The sequence below is a fragment of the Pseudomonas oryzihabitans genome (assembly GCF_032027545.1).
Taxonomy (GTDB): domain Bacteria; phylum Pseudomonadota; class Gammaproteobacteria; order Pseudomonadales; family Pseudomonadaceae; genus Chryseomonas; species Chryseomonas oryzihabitans_F.
Genome location: NZ_JAVSJB010000002.1, coordinates 422,237 through 441,469 on the forward strand (window position 1 = coordinate 422,237; position 19,233 = coordinate 441,469).

The 19,233-nt window shown below is 68.6% G+C and carries 17 protein-coding genes and 2 riboswitches; of the genes, 11 read left to right on the forward strand and 6 right to left on the reverse strand.

The features are described from left to right. Positions 1-160: 160 nt before the first annotated feature. Positions 161-853, reverse strand: coding sequence for a uracil-DNA glycosylase (gene ung / locus RND78_RS04410; protein ID WP_312726382.1), 693 nt, complete (start codon positions 851-853; stop codon positions 161-163). 65 nt (positions 854-918) lie between these two features. After that, positions 919-1,218, reverse strand: coding sequence for a hypothetical protein (locus tag RND78_RS04415; protein WP_312726383.1), 300 nt, complete (start codon positions 1,216-1,218; stop codon positions 919-921). 302 nt (positions 1,219-1,520) lie between these two features. Then, positions 1,521-1,619, forward strand: a riboswitch (guanidine-I (ykkC/yxkD leader). A gap of 128 nt (positions 1,620-1,747) precedes the next feature. Here RND78_RS04415 and RND78_RS04420 point away from each other — a divergent pair. Further along, positions 1,748-2,563, forward strand: a complete 816-nt coding sequence (locus RND78_RS04420) for an ABC transporter permease (RefSeq protein ID WP_312726385.1) — start codon at positions 1,748-1,750, stop codon at positions 2,561-2,563. Then, positions 2,560-3,369, forward strand: a complete 810-nt coding sequence (locus tag RND78_RS04425; protein WP_312726386.1) for an ATP-binding cassette domain-containing protein — start codon at positions 2,560-2,562, stop codon at positions 3,367-3,369. The genes RND78_RS04420 and RND78_RS04425 overlap by 4 nt, the downstream gene beginning before the upstream one ends. A 175-nt stretch (positions 3,370-3,544) precedes the next feature. Here the strand turns inward: RND78_RS04425 and RND78_RS04430 are convergent, their stop codons facing one another. Beyond that, positions 3,545-4,477 carry a hypothetical protein gene (locus RND78_RS04430; RefSeq protein ID WP_312726388.1) on the reverse strand — a complete coding sequence of 311 codons (933 nt, stop codon included), beginning with the start codon at positions 4,475-4,477 and terminating at the stop codon, positions 3,545-3,547. Continuing rightward, on the reverse strand, positions 4,474-5,496 hold the full coding sequence (locus tag RND78_RS04435; RefSeq protein WP_312726390.1) for an isopenicillin N synthase family dioxygenase: 1,023 nt from the start codon (positions 5,494-5,496) through the stop codon (positions 4,474-4,476). The genes RND78_RS04430 and RND78_RS04435 overlap by 4 nt, the downstream gene beginning before the upstream one ends. A 325-nt stretch (positions 5,497-5,821) precedes the next feature. Beyond that, a riboswitch (guanidine-I (ykkC/yxkD leader) is annotated at positions 5,822-5,921 on the forward strand. Between the two features lie 71 nt (positions 5,922-5,992). Here RND78_RS04435 and RND78_RS04440 point away from each other — a divergent pair. The 5 genes from RND78_RS04440 to atzF all read left to right on the forward strand — a co-directional run bounded on the left by RND78_RS04440 (position 5,993) and on the right by atzF (position 14,095). Then, a complete protein-coding gene (locus RND78_RS04440) occupies positions 5,993-7,057 on the forward strand; it encodes a putative urea ABC transporter substrate-binding protein (protein ID WP_312726392.1) in 1,065 nt (354 codons plus the stop codon). Between the two features lie 70 nt (positions 7,058-7,127). Beyond that, positions 7,128-7,856, forward strand: a complete 729-nt coding sequence (locus tag RND78_RS04445; protein ID WP_312726393.1) for an urea amidolyase associated protein UAAP1 — start codon at positions 7,128-7,130, stop codon at positions 7,854-7,856. A 10-nt stretch (positions 7,857-7,866) separates the two neighbouring features. Continuing rightward, entirely contained in the window at positions 7,867-8,502 is a 636-nt protein-coding gene (locus RND78_RS04450; protein WP_295517606.1) for an urea amidolyase associated protein UAAP2, read from the forward strand. Positions 8,503-8,681: 179 nt separating this feature from the next. Then, positions 8,682-12,281: an urea carboxylase gene (uca, locus tag RND78_RS04455; RefSeq protein ID WP_312726399.1), complete on the forward strand. Its 3,600-nt coding sequence runs from the start codon at positions 8,682-8,684 to the stop codon at positions 12,279-12,281. An 11-nt stretch (positions 12,282-12,292) separates the two neighbouring features. Continuing rightward, entirely contained in the window at positions 12,293-14,095 is a 1,803-nt protein-coding gene (atzF, locus tag RND78_RS04460) for an allophanate hydrolase (RefSeq protein WP_312726401.1), read from the forward strand. Here atzF and RND78_RS04465 read toward each other — a convergent pair. Together RND78_RS04465 and RND78_RS04470 are read right to left on the reverse strand one after the other, a co-directional pair. After that, positions 14,092-14,520 (reverse strand): NUDIX hydrolase, encoded by a 429-nt coding sequence (locus RND78_RS04465; protein WP_312726403.1) that lies wholly within the window; start codon positions 14,518-14,520, stop codon positions 14,092-14,094. The genes atzF and RND78_RS04465 overlap by 4 nt on opposite strands. Before the next feature lie 253 nt (positions 14,521-14,773). After that, positions 14,774-15,895: a glycerophosphodiester phosphodiesterase gene (locus RND78_RS04470; protein ID WP_059229917.1), complete on the reverse strand. Its 1,122-nt coding sequence runs from the start codon at positions 15,893-15,895 to the stop codon at positions 14,774-14,776. A 285-nt stretch (positions 15,896-16,180) separates the two neighbouring features. On the opposite strand from RND78_RS04470, the gene RND78_RS04475 reads away from it, so the two are divergent. The 4 genes from RND78_RS04475 (at position 16,181) to rlmF (ending at position 19,127) form a co-directional block, all read left to right on the forward strand. Next, a complete protein-coding gene (locus RND78_RS04475) occupies positions 16,181-16,396 on the forward strand; it encodes a cysteine-rich CWC family protein (protein WP_059229918.1) in 216 nt (71 codons plus the stop codon). Continuing rightward, complete coding sequence (locus tag RND78_RS04480; RefSeq protein WP_312726405.1) at positions 16,396-17,100, forward strand: 16S rRNA pseudouridine(516) synthase; 705 nt, start codon at positions 16,396-16,398, stop codon at positions 17,098-17,100. Before RND78_RS04475 ends, RND78_RS04480 begins: the two co-directional genes overlap by 1 nt. 60 nt (positions 17,101-17,160) lie before the next feature. Further along, a complete protein-coding gene (locus RND78_RS04485; protein ID WP_312726407.1) occupies positions 17,161-18,132 on the forward strand; it encodes an aldo/keto reductase in 972 nt (323 codons plus the stop codon). Positions 18,133-18,200: 68 nt separating this feature from the next. Then, positions 18,201-19,127 (forward strand): 23S rRNA (adenine(1618)-N(6))-methyltransferase RlmF, encoded by a 927-nt coding sequence (rlmF, locus tag RND78_RS04490; protein WP_312726409.1) that lies wholly within the window; start codon positions 18,201-18,203, stop codon positions 19,125-19,127. Positions 19,128-19,233 lie beyond the last annotated feature (106 nt).

The window sequence follows — 19,233 nt, forward strand, 5'->3', positions numbered from 1 at the left end:
CGTAAACCCGAGCGCGGGTCCGATCCGCTTCCTCAGATGTTTGATTCGCTAGCGCTCACCCTTCGGGCCAGCCGTTGGCTGTTACTCCCGATGGTCGTTGCGCCTTGTTTGGCTCTAGCTCGCGAGATTCTTAACCGGCTGTAAGCACTCTAGGGCGCTCCTAGGCGAGCGGCGGCAGCGCCCAGTCGATGGGCGTGAGGCCAGCGTTGCGCAGGAATTCGTTGGTCCGGCCGAAATGGCCGTTGCCGAGGAAGCCGCGGTGGGCCGACAGCGGCGACGGATGCGCCGACTTGAGGATCAGGTGCTTCTGCGGATCGATGAGATTCTGCTTGCTCTGGGCGTGACTGCCCCAGAGCAGGAATACCAGGTTCTCCCGTTCGGTGCTGACCACCTCGATGATGCGGTCGGTGAAACGCTGCCAGCCGGCCTTGGCGTGGGAACCGGCGTTGGCCTGCTCCACGGTCAGCGAGGTGTTGAGCAGCAGCACGCCCTGTTCCGCCCAGTGCTGCAGATAGCCATGGTTGGGGATGGGCAGGTTCAGGTCGCGCTTGAGTTCCTTGAAGATGTTCTGCAGCGAGGGCGGCGCCGGTACGCCGGGCTGCACCGAGAAGCACAGGCCATGGGCCTGGCCCGGACCGTGATAGGGGTCCTGGCCGAGGATGACCACCTTCACCTGGTCCAGCGGCGTGGTGTTGAGGGCGTTGAAGATCAGCGGACCGGGCGGATAGATGACCTTGCCGGCCGCCTTCTCGCGCCGCAGGAAATCCCCCAGCTGGCGCATGTAGGGCTGCTCGAATTCGTCGCGCAACGCGGCTTTCCATTGGGGGTCGAGCTTGATGCGATCGTCGTCCACGCTTCGGCTTCCTGTTCAAGACCAGGGCAGCACCCTAGAAAAGCCGGATGCCCCTGTCAAACCCGCTACCAGCGCGGACCGGGGCGCGGCCCCCAGCCAGGCGGACCATAGCCCGGACGCGGTCCCCAGCCCGGCGGACCCCAACCGGGGCCGGGCCCCCAGTGCGGCGGGGGTAGCGGTACCGGGCGATAGTAGTAGCCGTAGCCATAGGGCCGCACGATGACCGCTGGCGGCGGATAGGCCGGCGTGCCGTAGAAGACCGCCGCGGGCGGTGCCGGACGGGCGTAATAGCGGGGGGACGTGTCGTAGACGGTGCAGCCGGTGAGGGTCAGGGCACAGAGCGACGCCAAGAGGAAATGGCGCATGGGAGATCTCCAGAACGGCCCGGATGGGCCTGGGGAAAGCTTAAGCGGTGCCCACCGCTCGCGCTCGATTATCGCGCGTTCATTCAGCCGGGATTAAGAGACGCCAGGCGCCCTCACGGCGCTCCATTCGACCCGCACCCCTTACGCCCTCTAGCGGTGCACGCAGCGCTCGGGTCGCACTAAAGTCAGGCTCGCTCGACCCGGGCAACGGCGGGAATCCAGGCCTGGCGCCCTGGCACGTATCTGGCTAGCCCCTTGGCGTGCAGGAGCGCCGGCTCGACCGGTTTGGTGCACCACAATCGGCAATGGACGACTAGGGTTCCGGCTCGCCTGGCGAGTGACTGGTCCGAGAGTCGTCGACCTCCAGCGAGGTTACACGGCGGGACAAAAGCCCGGGAGACGCAGCGTCAGACGCTGGCTCCTGTCTTTCGTCTCTCACCTCCCGGAGGCCTGTCATGTATCCATCCTCGCTCCTGATCCTCCCTACCGACTCGGCGCCCCCGCTCTGGCGATCCAGCGAGGTTCGCCCATGCGCCTGATCAATCGCCAGCCCGGTCGCGGCGGTCGCCTGTTCCTGGTGCTGCTGCCCTTCGCCCTGCTCCTGCTGCTGTACCTGACCAGCTCGGCCGAACGCCTGGTAGAGAATCCCAACGACAAGCTGCTGCCCAGCTTCGGCCAGATGGCCGAGGCCGTCGACCGCCTGGCCTTCACCGCGGACAAGCGCTCGGGCGACTACCTGTTCTGGCAGGACACTCTCTCCAGCTTGCAACGCCTGGGCCTCGGCCTGGGTATCGCCGCCCTGGTGGGCCTGGCCCTGGGCATCGCCGCGGGCAGCGTGCCCCTGCTGGGCGCGCCGCTGTCGCCGCTGCTGACGGTGCTGGCGATGATCCCGCCGCTGGCGATCCTGCCGATCCTGTTCATCGTGCTCGGCCTGGGCGAGTTGTCCAAGGTGCTGCTGATCGCCATCGGCGTCACCCCCTGCATCGCCCGCGACCTGGAGCAGCGCGCCCGGGAGATCCCCCGCGAACTGCTGATCAAGGCCCAGACCCTGGGCGCCAACTCCTGGACGCTGATCCTGCGCCTGGTGCTGCCGCAGCTGTTGCCGCGGCTGCTGACCTCCCTGCGGCTGATGCTCGGCTCGGCCTGGCTGTTCCTGATCGCCGCCGAGGCCATCGCCAGCACCGACGGCCTTGGCTATCGCATCTTCCTGGTGCGCCGCTATCTGGCGATGGACGTCATCCTGCCCTACGTGGCCTGGATCACCCTGCTGGCCTGGCTGATGGACCTAAGTCTGCGCAGCCTGACCCGGCGCGCCTTTCCCTGGCACGAAGGAGGCAAGGCATGAACGGCGTCCCGGCTGTTCCCATCGCCGCCCCGGCCTTCATCGAGGCCCGCAACGTCTGGCAGGAATACGGCGACCAGGTGGTGCTCGAACGCCTCGACCTGCAGGTGGCCGAGGGCGAGTTCTGCACCCTGGTCGGCGCCTCCGGCTGCGGCAAGTCCACCTTCCTGCGGCTGCTGCTGGGCCAGGAGCGCCCCAGTCGCGGCAGCCTGCGCCTGGCCGGTGAGGCGCTGCCGGCCGAGCCCGACCCGAGCCGCGGGGTGGTGTTCCAGCGCTACTCGGTGTTCCCCCACCTGAGCGTGCTGGACAACGTCGCCCTCGGCCTGGAACTGCCCCGCTCACCGCTGCTGGGCCGGCTGTTCGGCCAGGCGCGGCGCGAGGCGCGCGAGCGCGCGGCGGCGCTGCTGGTCAAGGTCGGTCTCGGTCATGCCCTGGAGCGCTATCCCAGCGCCCTCTCCGGCGGCATGCAGCAACGCCTGGCCATCGCCCAGGCACTGATCATGCAGCCACGGATGCTGCTGCTCGACGAACCCTTCGGCGCCCTCGACCCGGGCATCCGCAAGGACATGCACGCCCTGCTGCTGGAGTTGTGGCAGGAAACGCGGCTGACGGTGTTCATGGTGACCCATGATCTCGCCGAGGGCTTCAGCCTCGGCACCCGGCTGCTGGTGTTCGACAAGATCCGCCACGATCCCCAGGCGCCCGGCGCCTATGGCGCGCGGATCACCTACGACATCCCGCTCAACGCCGAACGCCGGGCGGCGCGCCCGGAGTTGCCGGCGCACCTGGCGGAGCGACTGGCGCGCTGAGAACCTGTTCACGATCTGCTGCGCGTCGGCCAAACGGCGTTGAAAATGCCTTCGGAATGCTCATTTACCACTCGTAAATTCCGCTTCCTCAGGCATTTTCGCCTTGTTTGGCTCTAGCTCGCGAGATCGTGAAGAGGTTCTGAGGACGCCGGGGCGCCAGGCCCCGGCGTTCGCCTCAGGTGAGGATCTCCAGATCCCGGGCCAGGGTTTCCCGCTCGGCCACGAACCAGACCTGCGCCGCCGCGGAACAGGGCGTAGCGACCTCGGCGTGCCAGTCCGGCTCCAGGGTGTCGACTTCGAAGGTGCGCTCGATCAGGCACCCTTCGGTGTTGATCAGCCGCTGCCGCAGGTGGCCGGCGGCGTCCCAGGCGAAGCCGTCCAGCGCCACCGACCGCCCCAGTCGCGCCGGCAGGGTGGACAGAGCCACCCGATAGCCGCCCTGCCCATCGGCCAGCGCCAGGGAGGTCTCGACATCGAACAGTCGGGCCAGCTCGGCGGGGTCGCCCTGGGCCTGGGCCACCCGCTCGCGCAGGCCGAGGGGCGACTCGGCCAGTGGCTGGGGGCGTCCGCGGACCCAGCCGAGCCGGTCGCCGCAGAGGATCAGACCGCCGCCCCGGCCCAGCAGGCGACCGCTCTCGACCTCCCGCTCTTCCCACAGGCGCAGGCCGATCAGCGGGCCACCCCCGGCCTGCAGGCGCCAGTCTTCGACGTAGGCGCCACTGGGGGCGAATTCCATCAGGCAGTTACCGATGCGCTGCAGCCGCGCCGGCTCCGGCCAGCGGTTGTGGACGTGCAGGGAGACACCTCCGTGCCAGCTGAGCTGACCGTCCACCCAATGGCTGTCGGCCATCCAGCCTTCCTGGTTGGCCAACTGGCGCAGCTCCTCGGTACGGTAGTCCGCCCAGGCTTTCAGCGGCGGCGATGGCGCATCCGGCAGGCGCAGGTCGAGGGTGAAGCTGCGACTCTGCAGCCAATGCACCTGGGTGCGCGTATCGCTGCGGCCGTCGGCGAAGGTGATGCTGCGCCGGCGGAAGTGGCCGAGTATCCAGGCGGGCACGCCGTCTGCGGGCTGCTGCGGATGACGGCGGGCCAGTTCGAGCAGGTTCATGCGGGCACCTCCTGCCCGGGGCCGAAGCTGGCCAGGCCCAGGCTGCCCTCGGGAAGCGTCAGGCTGCCCTCGGCCAGACGCCGTTGCAGGTAGGCGAAGGTCTGGGCGGTCTGGGCGAACAGGTGGTCGCCGCAGATCACCGGCTCATAGTGGCGCCCCTGCCGAGCCGGCAGGCCCGGCAGGGGCGCGATGCGGGTGGGATAGTCGCAGGCGCAGAACAGCGGAAAGGCATAGCGCTCCTCGCTGACCTTGCGCACCCGGTGGGCGGTGGCCAGGAACTGGCCGTTGCTGAGCACCTCCAGCATGTCGCCGATGTTGACCACCAGGGCGTCGGCGATCAGCGGCACCTCGATCCAGTCGCCCTCGCCATTGCGCACCTGCAGGCCCGGCGCGGTGGGCAGCAGCAAGGTGAAGCATTCGTAGTCGGTATGGGCACCGATGCCGGGTCGATCCGCCTGGGGATCGGGGTCCAGCGGATAGTGGATCAGCCGCAACTGGCTGGTGGGCTGGCGGGTGACGGCGGCGAAGGTGTCCTCGGCGAGCCCCAGCGCCAGGGCGAAGCCGCGGAACAATCGATCGCCCAGGGCCAGGGCGGCGCGGTAGTAGGCGCCCACCGCCTGGCGGAACGCCGGGTCGTCCGGCCAGAGCGTCGGTCCGAGCAGCGGATAGCGCTGCGGCCCGTCGGTGTAGTCGTAGTTGACGTCGTAGGCTTCCTTGAGATCGCGACTGCCCCCGGCGAAGCGCTCTTCGCCTTCGGGGACGTAGCCGCTGTGGTTGCTCGACTGGCCGATATAGAAGCGTAGCTTTTCTTCCAGCGGGCGGGCGAAGAAGTGTTGCGCCTGCTCGATCAGCCCGGCGCGCAACTCGGTCGAAAGGCCGTGACCGACGATCTGCAGGAAGCCCACCTCGCGGGCGGCGCGGCCGAGTTCGACGGCCACGCGCTGGCGCTCGGCCAGGTCGCGGGAGGCAAGGCCAGCGATATCGATGAGGGGAATGGACGTGAACGGGGTATGCGCCATGGCAACCCTCCCGGGCTGACGAGGTTACCTGGTCGTCCAGACGAGCAGCGCGGCGGGTCGTCCCGCGAGCGACCGCCAGGCCGCCCCTGCCCACATAGTGCAGCGATTTCCATGCCAGGCGTCGAGCGGCCTGCCGTGGGCCCTTTCCGCCCCGCATCGGTGCAACGGGCGCCCAATGCGCGCCAAGACAAGACATCCCTGTCCCTGCTTGTGGCGCTATGGCCCAGGGACAGCGCGACTCGGGCGGCTGGCACGCTATTCGCTTCGGTCAGCCTCGTGCAGGACCTGACCGGGCCCATCCCGGTAAAGCGGCACCACAATCAGGTAAATGGATGGCTAGGGTTCCGATCCGCGCGAGCGGGTGTCTGGTCCGAGAGCCATCGACCTCCAGCGAGGTTACACGGCGGGACAAAAGCCCGGGAGAACGCGACTTGCGAAGTAGTTCGTCAAGTGCCGCGGCTCCTGTGCCTCATCCGACCCTGAACTGGAGGTTTCCATGCGTAAGCCCCTGCTCTCCCTCGCTGTCGCCGGCCTCGCCCTGGCCCTGAGCTGCTCCGCCCTGGCGGAGAAGAAAGACAAATTCAGCGTCTGCTGGACGCTCTACGCCGGCTGGATGCCCTGGGGCTACGCCAGCTCCGCCGGCATCATCGACAAATGGGCGAAGAAGTACGGCATCGACGTCGAGGTCGTGCAGCTCAACGACTACGTCGAATCCATCAACCAGTACACCGCCGGCCAGTTCGATGGCTGCGCCATGACCAACATGGACGCCCTGACCATTCCCGCCGCCGGTGGGGTGGACTCCACGGCGCTGATCGTCGGCGACTACTCCAACGGCAACGACGGCCTGCTGATCAAGGGTGAAGGCAAGACCCTGGCCGACCTCAAGGGGCAGACGGTCAACCTGGTGGAGCTCTCGGTCTCCCACTATTTCCTCGCCCGCGCCCTGGAAAAGGCCGGTCTCAGCGAGCGTGACGTCAAGGTGGTCAACACCTCGGACGCCGACATCGTCGCCGCCTACGCCACGCCCGATGTGAAGGCCGCGGCCACCTGGAATCCGATGCTGGCGGAGATCCGCAGCCAGCCGGGCAGCACCCAGGTGTTCGATTCCTCGCAGATTCCCGGCGAGATCCTCGACATGCTGGTGGTCAACACCCAGACCCTCAAGGACAACCCGGCGCTGGGCAAGGTACTGGTCGGCGCCTGGTTCGAGATCCTCGGCCTGATGCAGTCCGGCACCCCCGCGGCCACCGAGGCCCTGACCAGCATGGCCAAGGCCTCCGGCACCGATCTCGCCGGCTATCAAGCGCAGCTGGCCACTACCAAGCTGTTCTATACGCCCCAGGAGGCGCTGGCCTTCGCCACCAGCCCCAGCCTGCCGGAGACCATGACCCGGGTCGCCCGCTTCAGCTTCGAGCACGGCATCCTCGGCGAAGGCGCGCGCAGCCCCGAGGCCATCGGCATGAGCTTCGCCAAGGGCGTGGTCACCGGCGACAGCGGCAATCTCAAGCTGCGCTTCGACCCCAGCTACGTCCAGCTGGCCGCCGACGGCAAGCTCTGACCCCTCCCTTCCCGAGTCGCGCGGACCGCAGCGGGCGGTCCGCGCCCCGCCACGAGCCGCGAGACCTGCCATGACCGCTTCTCTGAACCTGAGCCCCACCCTCTACGACGAAATCCTCCCCGGCGGCGGCCACACCTCCTTCGTGCTGCGCCGTGGCCAGTTGCTGCGCCTGACCGACCTGGAGGGTGGCGCCAACGTCAGCCTGCTGCTGTTCAACGCCCTGGACAAGAGCGAGCGCCTGAACCTGCCGGACACCCTCAAGTGCCAGCACACCGCCCGCCTCACCGCCGGCCACTGCCTCTATTCGGACATGGGCCGCGTGCTCGCCGCCCTCACCGCCGACACCTGCGGCTGGCACGACAGCTTCGGCGGCGTCCTCGATGCCGCCGAAGTCCGGGAAAAATACGGCCAGGGCCGCTACCAGGAGTTGCGCAACGGCTTCTTCCGCAACGGCACCGACAACCTGCTGGTGGAGCTGGGCAAGCATGACCTGGGCCTGGCCGACCTGCTGATGACCGTCAACCTGTTCAGCCGGGTCGACGTGGACGCCACCGGCGCCTTCCGCTTCCACCCGGAGAATTCCCAGGCCGGCGACTACGTCGAGCTCTATGCGCCCATGGACACCCTGGTGGTGCTCACCGCCCTGCAGCACCCGCTGGACCCCAATCCGGTCTATGCACCCAAGCCGGTGCGCCTGAGCTGGCAGAAGGTCGCCAGCGACGGCATCACCCTGCTCTGCCGCAGCTCGCGCCCGGAGAACGGCCGCGGCTTCCACAACACCGAACGCCAGTACCTCTGAGGGCCGCGCCATGAGCCTGATCGAAAGCGAGCTGCATCCCGACACCGCCGTCTTCCGCCACACCATCCCGGCCGGCGAGCCCTACCTGTTCGAGGTCAAGGCCGGCCAGACCCTGCGCCTGCACGACCTGGAGGGCAACCAGGCCATCGACACCCTGTTCTTCGCCGCCCAGGACCCGCGCGAGCGCTTCGACCCCCAGCGCACCCTGCGCCGGCAGAATCGCGTCTACCTCACCACCGGCACGGTGCTCTACTCCAACCGCGGCAATGCCCTGCTGACCATCGTCGCCGACACCTGCGGGCGCCACGACACCCTCGGCGGCGCCTGTGCCCAGGAGAGCAACACGGTGCGCTATGCCCTGGACAAGCGCCACATGCACAGCTGCCGCGACAACTTCCTGCGCGCCGCCCTGCACGATGGCCGGCTCGGCAAGCGCGACCTGGGCGCCAACATCAACTTCTTCATGAACGTGCCGGTCACCCCCGAGGGCGGCCTGACCTTCGAGGACGGCCTCTCCGCCCCCGGCAAGTACGTGGAGCTGCGCGCCGAGACCGACGTCATCGTGCTGATCTCCAACTGCCCGCAACTCAACAACCCCTGCAACGGCTGGAATCCCACCCCGGCGGAGGTGCTGATATGGAACTGAACCGCGCCCAGCGTCTCTGGCGGTGGCTGCGGCCGTGGCTGTATCGCTTCTGCGAACTGCGCGCCGCGCGCTATCCCACGCCGCGCAAGCCCTAGTCCGCCGCCATCGCACGCCTCCCGGGGACGACCTCGGGAGCCTTCATCCGGCGGGACGGCCCGTCACCTTCGAGGACGCCTCGAATGTTCACCACCTTGCTCATCGCCAACCGTGGCGCCATCGGCTGCCGTATCCAGCGCACCCTGCGCGAACTGGGCGTCGCTTCCGTCGCCGTCTACAGCGAGGCCGACCGCGCCAGCCGCCACGTCAGCGGCGCCGACCAGGCCTTCAGCCTCGGCGAAGGCGCGGCCACCGCCACCTACCTGGACACCGCCAAGCTGCTCGACGTGGCCCGCCAAAGCGGCGCCCAGGCCATCCACCCCGGCTATGGCTTTCTCTCCGAGAACGCCGCCTTCGCCGAGGCCTGCGAAGCCGCCGGCATCGCCTTCGTCGGCCCCACCCCGGAGCAGTTGCGGACTTTCGGCCTCAAGCACACCGCCCGCGCCCTGGCCCGTGCCCAGGGCGTACCCTTGCTGGAAGGTACCGAGTTGATGGAAGACCTGGCCGCGGCGCTCAATGCCGCCGAGCGGATCGGCTATCCGGTGATGCTCAAGAGCACCGCGGGTGGCGGTGGCATCGGCATGCGCGTCTGCCGCTCGGCCAGCGACCTGACCGAGGCCTTCGAGACGGTGCGCCGCCTGGGTCAGAACAACTTCAGCGACGCCGGCGTCTTCCTCGAGAAGTACATCGAGCGGGCGCGACACTTGGAGGTGCAGGTGTTCGGCGATGGCCAGGGCGAGGTGCTCGCCCTGGGCGTGCGCGACTGCTCGGTGCAGCGGCGCAACCAGAAGGTGCTGGAGGAAACCCCCGCGCCCAACCTGCCCGCCGGCATGGCCGAGGCCCTCTGCGCCGCCGCCCTGGACCTTGCCCGCGCGGTGCGCTATCGCAGCGCCGGTACCGTGGAATTCGTCTACGACAGCGGCGCCGACCGCTTTTATTTCCTGGAAGTGAACACCCGCCTGCAGGTCGAGCATGGCGTCACCGAGCAGGTCTGGGGCGTCGACCTGGTGCGCTGGATGATCGAACTGGCCGCCGGCGACCTGCCGCCGCTGGCCGATCTCGCCCACACTCTGGTGCCACAAGGGCATGCCATCCAGGCGCGGCTCTACGCCGAAGACCCGGGCCGCGATTTCCAGCCCAGTCCCGGTCTGCTCACCCAGGTCGACTTCCCACCGGCGGATGGCCGCGCGCTGCGCCTGGACACCTGGGTCGAAGCCGGCTGCGAGATCCCGCCCTATTTCGATCCCCTGGTGGCCAAGCTGATCGCCTGGGCTCCGGACCGTGAGAACGCCCGCCAGCGCCTCGACCAGGCACTGGCCGAGACCCGCCTCTACGGCGTGGAAACCAATCGCGACTACCTACGGCAGATTCTCGCCGCCGCGCCCTTCGCCGCGGGCCAGCCCTGGACCCGCTGCCTGGAGGACCTCGTCTACCAGGCCACCACTCTGGAGGTGCTCAGCGCCGGCACCCAGACCACGGTACAGGACGCTCCCGGGCGGCTCGGCTACTGGTCGGTGGGCATTCCCCCTTCCGGCCCAATGGACGACCGCGCCCTGCGCCTGGGCAATCGCCTATTGGGCAATGACGAGCGTGCCGCCGCCCTGGAAATCACCCTGGTCGGCCCGATCCTCAAATTCAACACCGACGCCGTGGTGGCGATCACCGGAGCGCCCCTGGCGATCCTGCTGGATGACCAGCCCCAGGCCATGGATAGCGTCTTCCGCGTGCCGGCCGGCGCCGTACTGCAACTGGGCGCCGTCACCGGTGCCGGCGCGCGCAGTTACCTCTGCCTCAGAGGCGGGCTGGACCTGCCCGCCTACCTGGGCAGCCGCAGCACCTTCACCCTCGGCCAGTTCGGCGGCCACGGCGGCCGCGCCCTGCGCGCCGGCGACGTGCTGCACCTACATCCTCTAAGCGATCCGGCGGTCGGGGCCCGCCTGCCGAAGGCCCTGGCCACCCGGCTGCCCGCTACCCGCACGCTGCGCGTCATCTACGGCCCCCATGGCGCTCCGGATTACTTCAGCCGGGCCTATCTGGAACTGTTCCTCGCCACCGACTGGGAGGTGCACTTCAATTCCAGCCGCACTGGCGTGCGCCTGATCGGTCCCAAGCCGGAATGGACCCGTGAAGACGGCGGCGAAGCCGGTCTGCACCCCTCCAACATTCACGACAATCCCTATGCGGTCGGCGCCGTGGACTTCACCGGCGACATGCCGGTCATCCTTGGTCCGGACGGGCCCAGCCTGGGCGGCTTCGTCTGCCCGGTCACGGTGATCGAGGCCGACCTCTGGCAGTTGGGCCAGCTCAAGGCCGGCGACCGGGTGCGCTTCCTGCCGGTTGACCCGGCGACCGCCCGCCGCCTGCAGCAGGACCGCCTGGTCGAGGAACGCACGCTGCAACCTGTGGCGGCGACCACCGTGATCCCGCACCTGGGCGACCCGGTGGTGCTGGACCTCGGCAGCGGCGCCGAGCGGCTGGTGGCCCGGCTCTCCGGCGACACCCACCTGCTGCTGGAAATCGGCCCACCCGAGCTGGACCTGGCCCTGCGCTTTCGCGGCCACGGCCTGATGCAGGCCCTGGCCGCCCTGGCGCTGCCCGGCCTGTGCGAACTCACCCCCGGCATCCGCTCGCTGCAGGTGCACTACCAGCCCGAGGCGCTGCCCCTGGCCGAGCTGCTGGCGGCGGTCACCCGCTGCTGGCAGGCGCTGGGCGATGCCCAGGATCTGCGGGTGCCCTCGCGCATCGTCCACCTGCCGCTGTCCTGGGACGATCCGGCCTGTCGCCTGGCCATCGAGAAGTACGCCACCACGGTGCGCAAGGATGCCCCCTGGTGCCCGAGCAACCTGGAGTTCATCCGTCGCGTGAACGACCTGGACTCCCTGGAGGCGGTCAAGCGCATCGTCTTCGACGCCAGCTACCTGGTGATGGGCCTGGGCGACGTCTACCTCGGCGCCCCGGTGGCTACCCCCCTCGATCCGCGCCATCGCCTGGTCACCACCAAGTACAACCCGGCGCGCACCTGGACCGCGGAAAACTCGGTGGGCATCGGCGGCGCCTACCTCTGCGTCTATGGCATGGAGGGTCCGGGCGGCTACCAATTCGTCGGGCGCACCCTGCAGATGTGGAATCGCTATCGCGAGGTGGCCGCCTTCCACGGCCAGCCCTATCTGCTGCGCTTCTTCGACCAGATCCGTTTTTATGAGGTCTCGGCGGACGAACTGCTGCGCATCCGCGCCGACTTCCCCCTCGGCCGCGTGCCCCTGCGCATCGAAGAGAGCGAGCTGTCGCTGGCCGACTACCAGGCCTTCCTGGCCCGCGAAGCCGAGGGTATCGCCAGCTTCCGCACACGCCAGCAAAGCGCCTTCGCTGCCGAGCGGCAACGCTGGATCGACTCCGGCCAGGCGCATTTCGACAGCCAGGAGGCTCCGGTCGAGCCTACCGCGGAAGCGCCCCTCGCCACCGGCCAGTTGGCACTGGAAAGCCCGGTGGCCGGCAATCTCTGGCAGGCCCAGGTCCGGCCTGGCGATCTCGTCGAAGCCGGCCAGCCACTGCTCATCCTGGAATCCATGAAGATGGAAATTCCGCTGCTCGCCCCTTGCCGCGGGCGCATCGCCGACCTCCACGTCCAGCCCGGCTCGCCGGTCCGCGCCGGCCAGCGCCTGCTGGTGATCGACAAGCCTTGAAGGAAGCCACCATGACATTCGATCTGCGTCTCGACACCCTGCGCGCGGCCTACGCCGCCGGCACCCTCACCCCACGCGCCCTCATCGCCGCGCTGCGCGACAAGGCCGCCCAGCTCGACCCTGAGTACCACCTGTTCATCCATCTGCTGACGGCAGCCGAGCTGGAGCCCTACCTGGCCGCCCTGGACGACCGCGATCCAGCCGGGCTGCCACTCTACGGCATCCCCTTCGCGCTCAAGGACAACATCGACCTGGCCGGCATCCCCACCACGGCCGCCTGCCCGGCCTATGCCTATGTGCCCGAGCGCTCCGCGACCCTGGTGGAGCAACTGGTAGCGCTGGGCGCCGTGCCCCTGGGCAAGTGCAATCTCGACCAATTCGCCACCGGCCTCAACGGCACCCGCTCGCCCTATGGCGCCTGCCGCAATAGCGTCCATCCGGACTACCCGTCCGGCGGTTCCAGCGCCGGTTCGGCCCTGGCCGTGGCCCTGGGCGTCGCCAGCTTCGCCCTCGGCACCGACACCGCCGGCTCCGGGCGCGTTCCGGCGGCGCTGAACAACCTGGTCGGTCTCAAGGGCAGCAAGGGCCTGCTCTCCATCGCCGGGGTGGTGCCCGCCTGCCAGACCCTGGACTGCGTGACCTTCTTCACCGCCACCGCCGCCGAGGCCAGCGAGCTGCTGGCCCTCACCGCCCGCCTCGATCCGCGCGATCCCTATAGCCGCGCCAATCCACAGTGGAACGACGCCAGCGCCTTCGGCCGTCCGCGGCCTTTCCGCTTCGGCGTACCGACCCAGTTGGAATTCCTCGGCTGCCCGGAAAGCCCGGCGCTATTCGCGGCGGCCCAGGCGCGCCTGGAAGCCCTGGGTGGCGAAGCCGTGCCGCTGGATCTCGCCCCCTTCCTGGAGGCCGCCCGCCTGCTCTACGAAGGCCCCTGGGTGGCCGAGCGCTACAGCGTGGCCGGCGCCCTGATCGAGGCCGACCCGGACGCGGTGCTGCCGGTGATCCGCGCCGTGCTGGAAAAGGCTCCCAGCGCCACGGCAGTGGATGCCTTCCGCGCCGGCTATCGCCTACAGGCCTTGAAAGCCCAATGCGACGCCCTGCTGGCCGAGCTGGATTGCGTCCTCACCCCCACCTATCCGCGCCCGGTCACCCTGGCTGAACTGGCCGCCGAACCGGTCGCCCGCAACGCCGACCTGGGCTACTACACCAACTTCATGAATCTGCTGGACTACGCCGCCGTGGCCGTGCCGGCGGGCGTCATGGCCAACGGCCTGCCCTGGGGCGTGACGCTGTTCGGCCGGGTCTTCACCGATCAGTACCTGCTGAGCCTGGCGGCGGCGCTGCAGGAGGCCCAAGGACTGCCCCTGGTGGGCGGTACACTGCCAAGCGCCACCCTGCCGACCCGCTCCGCCCGCCATGACCGCGCGCGCCTGGTGGTCTGCGGCGCCCATCTGCAAGGCTTGCCGCTCAACGGCCAGCTCCTCGCCCGCGGCGCCCGGCGCCTGGCCCTGACCCGGAGCGCTCCGCGCTATCGCCTCTACGCCCTGGCCGGCGGACCGCCGCTACGCCCGGGCATGGTCCGGGTCGCCGAAGATGGCGCGGCCATCGAGGTGGAGGTCTGGGAATTACCCAGCAGCGAGCTGGGCAGCTTCCTCACCGGCATCCCCGCCCCGCTCGGCCTGGGCAAGGTGGAACTGGCCGACGGCAGCTGGGAAACCGGCTTCATCTGCGAGCCCTATGGCCTAGAAGGCGCCGAAGACATCACCGCCCATGGCGGCTGGCGCCGCTGGCTCGCGGCGCGGGCGAAGGTCTAGAACAGCTCACGCTCGGCGAGGTAGTCCCGCAGTCGCGTCTGCAGATGGGGCACACCCTGGGGATGGGCGAGGAAGTCGGCGAGACTCATCAGCCGCCAGTGCTGGCCCTCATCGCCGAAGCGAATGGCGGCGATGTCGGCCGGGTACAGCTCACCGGCGAATAGCCAGCTGGGCAGGTAGCCAGGCAGACGCGGTGGATAACAGCGGCCCCAGGTCAACCGTGACTCCTCCAGCACCAGGCCGAATTCCTCTTCCAGCTCGCGCAGGACGCAGGCCTCCGGGGTCTCGCCGTCTTCGCGACCGCCCCCGGGCAGGTCCCAGAGGCCCGGCCAGGGAATGTCCGGCTTGTCGTCGCGCTGATAGACCAGTACCTGGTCGTCGCAGAGCAGCGCCAGCTTGGCACCATTGAAAGGTTCGATGGGCATGGCAGAACATCCAATGAAGACGGAAAGACCTTAGAGCCTGTTCAAAGTCTGCTGCGCGTCGGCCAAACTGCGTTAAAAATGGCTTGGAAGGCCAGCCCCGCCTGGGCAGCCCCGTCGCAATGCTCATTTACCACGCATAAACCCGAGCGCGGGCCCGATCCGCTTCCTCAGCTATTTTCGCGGGCCCGCCTAGGCCTTGTTTGTCTCTAGCTCGCGAGACTCTGAACAGGCTCTTGGACATCCCCGTCCGGGCTCAATAACCGAGTTGCTTGAGCAGCGCACCCGGCTCCTGCTTGACCGGCCGCTGGTAGAACTTCAGCAGTTCGGCACTGCGGTTGGTGAAGAAGCCATCCACACCACGCGGCGCCAGGCGGGCGTAGTCCACCGCCGAATCCACGGTATAGGCGTGCACCAGCAGGCCGCGCTCGTGAGCCACGTCGTTCATCCAGGGCTTGACCAGGTCAGCGTAGCTCTGGTCGCCGCCTTCCTCCAGCGCCGCCGACGGGCCGATGCCGATGGCGCCATGGGCCTTGGCCCATTCCACCCAGGCGGTGAAGTCACCCTCGGAGCGTACCTGCTGCTTGGCATAGTAGGCCGCCTTGCTAGCCTCGCCCGACTCGGCGTAGCTCGGCCCGGGCTTGGCCGGGATGTAGTCGTCGCCCAGCCACAGCAGCAGGATCTTCGGCGTCGTCGGCATCTCCTTCTGCAACAGCTCAAGGCTGCTCTTCTCGAAGGTCTGCAGGATCACCCGCCCAGGCATGGCCGCTACGCCCGTGGCGCCGGCCTTGGGTTGGCCGAGCCAGCCGCGCTGTGCCAGCTTGGCCTTGAGATCGCGCTCGATACCGGGGAACAGCTTGGGCTGCTTGGTCTCGATGTAGAGACCCGGCTTGTTGCGCCCGCCCTCGGCGATATCGATGACCTCGTCGAGGGTGAGGATCTTGAGTCCGGCGAATGTCGGGCGGGCACGGTCCGGATGGGCCTGGTTGAACCAGCTGCCGGCATCCAGCGACTTGAGCTCGGCCAGGGTGAATTGGCTGACCGGCGCCTTGGCGCGATCCGGGAAGCGCTTGGCGACGTCCGTGGTGCGCTCGAGGGTGTCGTCGTGCAGGGCGATGAGCTGGCCGTCCTTGGTGCGCTGCAGATCGAGTTCGAGATAGTCCGCGCCCAGTTCCCGCGCCACCAGGTAGGCCGGAGCGGTGGACTCGGGGGCATCGAAGGACGCGCCGCGATGGGCGATCACCGCCGGCCAGGGAATGCCGGCCTGGCGGGCCAGGGTCTGGCCGACGTCGGCCTCGGTGGCCAGGGCCAGTTGGCTGACCAGCAGGGTGCCGGGAATGAGGGTACGGATCAGGGTGCGCAGTGCCGTTATTGTCATGGGTTCCTCAGTGGTCCGATGATCGGAGCTAGGTCCTGTACGAAAACTGCCTGCGCTCGGTGATGCTTCGTTGAAAAAGGCCTCGGAATGCTCATTTACCACTCGTAAACTCCGCTTCCTCAGCCTTTTTCGCCTCGCCTGACCTTCGCTCGGCGACTTTTCGTACAGAACCTTGGATGCAGCTTGCACTCCGGATGCGACAGTACGCAGACATCCGGCGCAGGAGACGTTATCCAGGTCGCAATTTCCGGTACTCTGCCGCCCGCTTCGCCCGACGAGATCACCATGACTGCAGCGCCCACGCCCTTCGATCCCACCCGCTGCCCCCTGTGCGGCGGTACGAATCGCTGCGTGCTGGCCGCGGGCGGCGAGATCCAGGATTGCTGGTGCCTGCAGGCACCGGTCGATCCGGCGGCCTTGGCGCGCCTGCCCGACGACGAGCGCCATCAACGCTGCCTGTGCCCGGCCTGCGCGGCGGGAGTCAGGCCCGAGAACGGCTGATGCGCCTGGATCGCTGGCTGGGCAATAGACCCGAGCTGGGTCGCCAACTGGCCCGCCGCCTGCTCGCGGAAGGCCGGATAAGGATCAACGGCGCCACCACCCTGCAGGCCGCGCGCGAGGTGTTCGCCTTCGACCGCATCGAGGCCGACGACCGCCTGCTGCAGGACGGCCCCGGCGGTCGCTACCTGATGCTGCACAAGCCGCGCGGCTGCGTCAGCGCCACCGTCGACGCCCGCCATGCCACGGTATTGGACTGCCTAGCGGCGGAGGAGCGCGCCGACCTGCACCTGGCCGGCCGGCTGGACTTCAACACCACCGGCCTGCTGCTGCTGACCAACGACGGCCAGTGGTCGCGTGGCCTGAGTCATCCGCGCCACAAGCAGACCAAGCGCTATCTCGTCACCACCGCCGAGGTTATCCCGCCGCAGCTGGTCGCGGCCTTCGCCGAAGGGCTGTACTTCGCCTACGAAGACCTCACCACCCAGCCCGCCCAGCTGGAGCTGCTGGGCGAGCGCAGCGCCTACCTGACCCTGGTCGAGGGCCGCTATCACCAGGTCAAGCGCATGTTCGGCCGCTTCGGCATCGAGGTCATCGCCCTGCACCGCGACCGTATCGGCGCCCTGGCCCTGGATCCGGCGCTGGCCGAAGGCAGCTATCGCTCTCTGACGGCCGACGAGGTGGCCCTGCTACGTCCGGCGGACTAGGGGAACAGGACCTCGGGAGCGTCGGTCGGGATGCAGACACGCACCATCCGGAGACTTCCCATGCGTATCGACATCCCCTCCCTGGGTTTCGGCGGCGCCCCCCTGGGCAACATGTTCCGCGAGGTGAGCGAGGCCGACGCCCGAGCGACCCTCGCAGCCGCCTGGGACGCCGGCATCCGCCTCTATGACACCTCGCCGCACTATGGCGCCGGCCTGTCCGAGCGCCGTTTCGCCGAAGTGCTGGCCGACAAGCCACGCGACGACTTCGTCCTCTGCAGCAAGGTCGGCCGCCTGCTGGAACCCGCCGATCAGCCGGAAAACGCCCCGCCGTTCGTCAACGAACTGCCCTTCAAGCGCGTGCTCGACTATTCCGCCGACGGCGCCCGCCGCTCCATCGAAGCCAGTCTGGAACGGCTCAAGACCGACCGCCTCGACCTGGTCTGGATTCACGATCTCTCGGAAGACCAGCACGGTCCGGCCTGGCGCGACTACTTCGCCCAGGCCATGCAGGGCGCGGCCAAGGCCCTCACCGAAATGCGCGAAGAAGGCCTGATCATGGGCTGGGGCCTGGGCGTCAACCTGGTGGAGCCTTGCCGCCTCGCCCTGGAGCAAAGCGATCCCGACGCCTTCCTGTTGGCTGGTCGCTATTCGCTGCTGGACCACCGCGAAGCCCTGGACACCCTCTTCCCGGAATGCGAGCGCCGCGGCGTGGGCATCGTGGTGGGCGGGCCCTTCAATTCCGGCCTGCTCGCCGGCGGCAAGCACTACAACTATGCCGAAGCGGAGCCGGCATTGCGCCGCAAGGTCGAGCTGATCGAGGGTGTCTGTCGCGATCACGGGGTGGACATCCGCGCCGCGGCCCTGCAGTTCTGCCTCGCCCATCCCACTGTGGCCGCCACCATCCCTGGCAGCAGCAAGCCGGAGCGGGCGCGGCAGAACGCCGAACTGCTACGCGCGCCCATTCCCGCCGCCTTCTGGCGTAACCTGCGCGAGATCGGTGTGCTGCCGGAAGATGCCCCGACGCCGGCGTGAGTCCCCCCGTGAGTCCAGGGGCGCGGCTGTGCTAGGCTGCCGCCCCCTTTTCCACCCTGCCCGTCGCCATGACCTCGCCCCGTCGTCCCCTGCCTGGCCGCACCGCGCCCCTGCATCCCCGCAATCGCCATCAGGGCAGCTACGACTTTCCGGCGCTGATGCGGGAGAGTCCCGCGCTCAAGCCGTTCGTGGCGCCGACGCCACGGGGCAATCTGTCCATCGACTTCACCGATCCCCAGGCAGTTCGCGCGCTCAATCGGGCGCTGCTGGCACTGCATCATGGCGTGCGTGACTGGGACATCCCTGCCGACTTCCTCTGCCCGCCGATTCCCGGCCGGGCGGACTACCTGCACCACCTGGCCGACCTGCTGGCCGAGGGCAATGGCGGCCAGCTTCCGCGCGGCGCAGCGGTCCGGCTGCTGGATGTGGGCACCGGTGCCAATGGCGTCTATCCGCTGATCGGCTTCAAGGAATACGGCTGGCACTTCGTTGGCAGCGACATCGCCCCTGCGGCGCTGGCCGCCTTCGGGCGCACCCTCGCTGCCAATCCGGATTGCGCTGCCGCCATCGAATTGCGCCTGCAGCCCGATCCCCAGGCGATCTTCGCTGGCATCCTGCAGCCCGGCGAGCGCTACGCCGCCACCCTGTGCAATCCGCCCTTCCACGCCAGCCCCGACGATGCCGTGCGCGGTAGCAAACGCAAATGGAAGAACCTCGGCAAGACCACCGGCAAGCAGGCGCCCCTGCTCAACTTCGGCGGCCAGGCGGCCGAACTCTGGTGCCCCGGTGGCGAGGCGGCCTTCATCGAGCGGATGATCCACGAGAGTCGCACCTTCGCCAGCCAGGTCGGCTGGTTCACCTGCCTGGTCTCCAGGGCCAGCAACCTGCCCCTGCTACAGGCGGCGCTGCGGCGCGAGCAGGCCAGTCAGATTCGGGTGGTGTCCATGGCCCAGGGCCAGAAGCAAAGCCGTTTCCTGGCCTGGCGCTTCGTCTGAAGCGCCCCTTGGATCCTTCGAGCGGAGGCCCGCTGACGGATATCAATACCCTGAAAAGACCGGGAAGCGACCCTTCGGCGGCTTTCCGGCCAGTTTCGTCGGCGTG

Coding starts and splice junctions, on each gene's coding strand:
- RND78_RS04425 (WP_312726386.1), top strand. CDS start 2,560: ATGAACGGCGTCCCGGCTGTTCCCATCGCCGCCCCGGCCTTCATCGAG.
- RND78_RS04430 (WP_312726388.1), bottom strand. CDS start 4,477: ATGAACCTGCTCGAACTGGCCCGCCGTCATCCGCAGCAGCCCGCAGAC.
- RND78_RS04450 (WP_295517606.1), top strand. CDS start 7,867: ATGAGCCTGATCGAAAGCGAGCTGCATCCCGACACCGCCGTCTTCCGC.
- RND78_RS04480 (WP_312726405.1), top strand. CDS start 16,396: ATGCGCCTGGATCGCTGGCTGGGCAATAGACCCGAGCTGGGTCGCCAA.
- RND78_RS04475 (WP_059229918.1), top strand. CDS start 16,181: ATGACTGCAGCGCCCACGCCCTTCGATCCCACCCGCTGCCCCCTGTGC.
- RND78_RS04440 (WP_312726392.1), top strand. CDS start 5,993: ATGCGTAAGCCCCTGCTCTCCCTCGCTGTCGCCGGCCTCGCCCTGGCC.
- RND78_RS04465 (WP_312726403.1), bottom strand. CDS start 14,520: ATGCCCATCGAACCTTTCAATGGTGCCAAGCTGGCGCTGCTCTGCGAC.
- RND78_RS04415 (WP_312726383.1), bottom strand. CDS start 1,218: ATGCGCCATTTCCTCTTGGCGTCGCTCTGTGCCCTGACCCTCACCGGC.
- RND78_RS04470 (WP_059229917.1), bottom strand. CDS start 15,895: ATGACAATAACGGCACTGCGCACCCTGATCCGTACCCTCATTCCCGGC.
- RND78_RS04420 (WP_312726385.1), top strand. CDS start 1,748: ATGCGCCTGATCAATCGCCAGCCCGGTCGCGGCGGTCGCCTGTTCCTG.
- RND78_RS04445 (WP_312726393.1), top strand. CDS start 7,128: ATGACCGCTTCTCTGAACCTGAGCCCCACCCTCTACGACGAAATCCTC.
- atzF (WP_312726401.1), top strand. CDS start 12,293: ATGACATTCGATCTGCGTCTCGACACCCTGCGCGCGGCCTACGCCGCC.
- rlmF (WP_312726409.1), top strand. CDS start 18,201: ATGACCTCGCCCCGTCGTCCCCTGCCTGGCCGCACCGCGCCCCTGCAT.
- uca (WP_312726399.1), top strand. CDS start 8,682: ATGTTCACCACCTTGCTCATCGCCAACCGTGGCGCCATCGGCTGCCGT.
- RND78_RS04435 (WP_312726390.1), bottom strand. CDS start 5,496: ATGGCGCATACCCCGTTCACGTCCATTCCCCTCATCGATATCGCTGGC.
- RND78_RS04485 (WP_312726407.1), top strand. CDS start 17,161: ATGCGTATCGACATCCCCTCCCTGGGTTTCGGCGGCGCCCCCCTGGGC.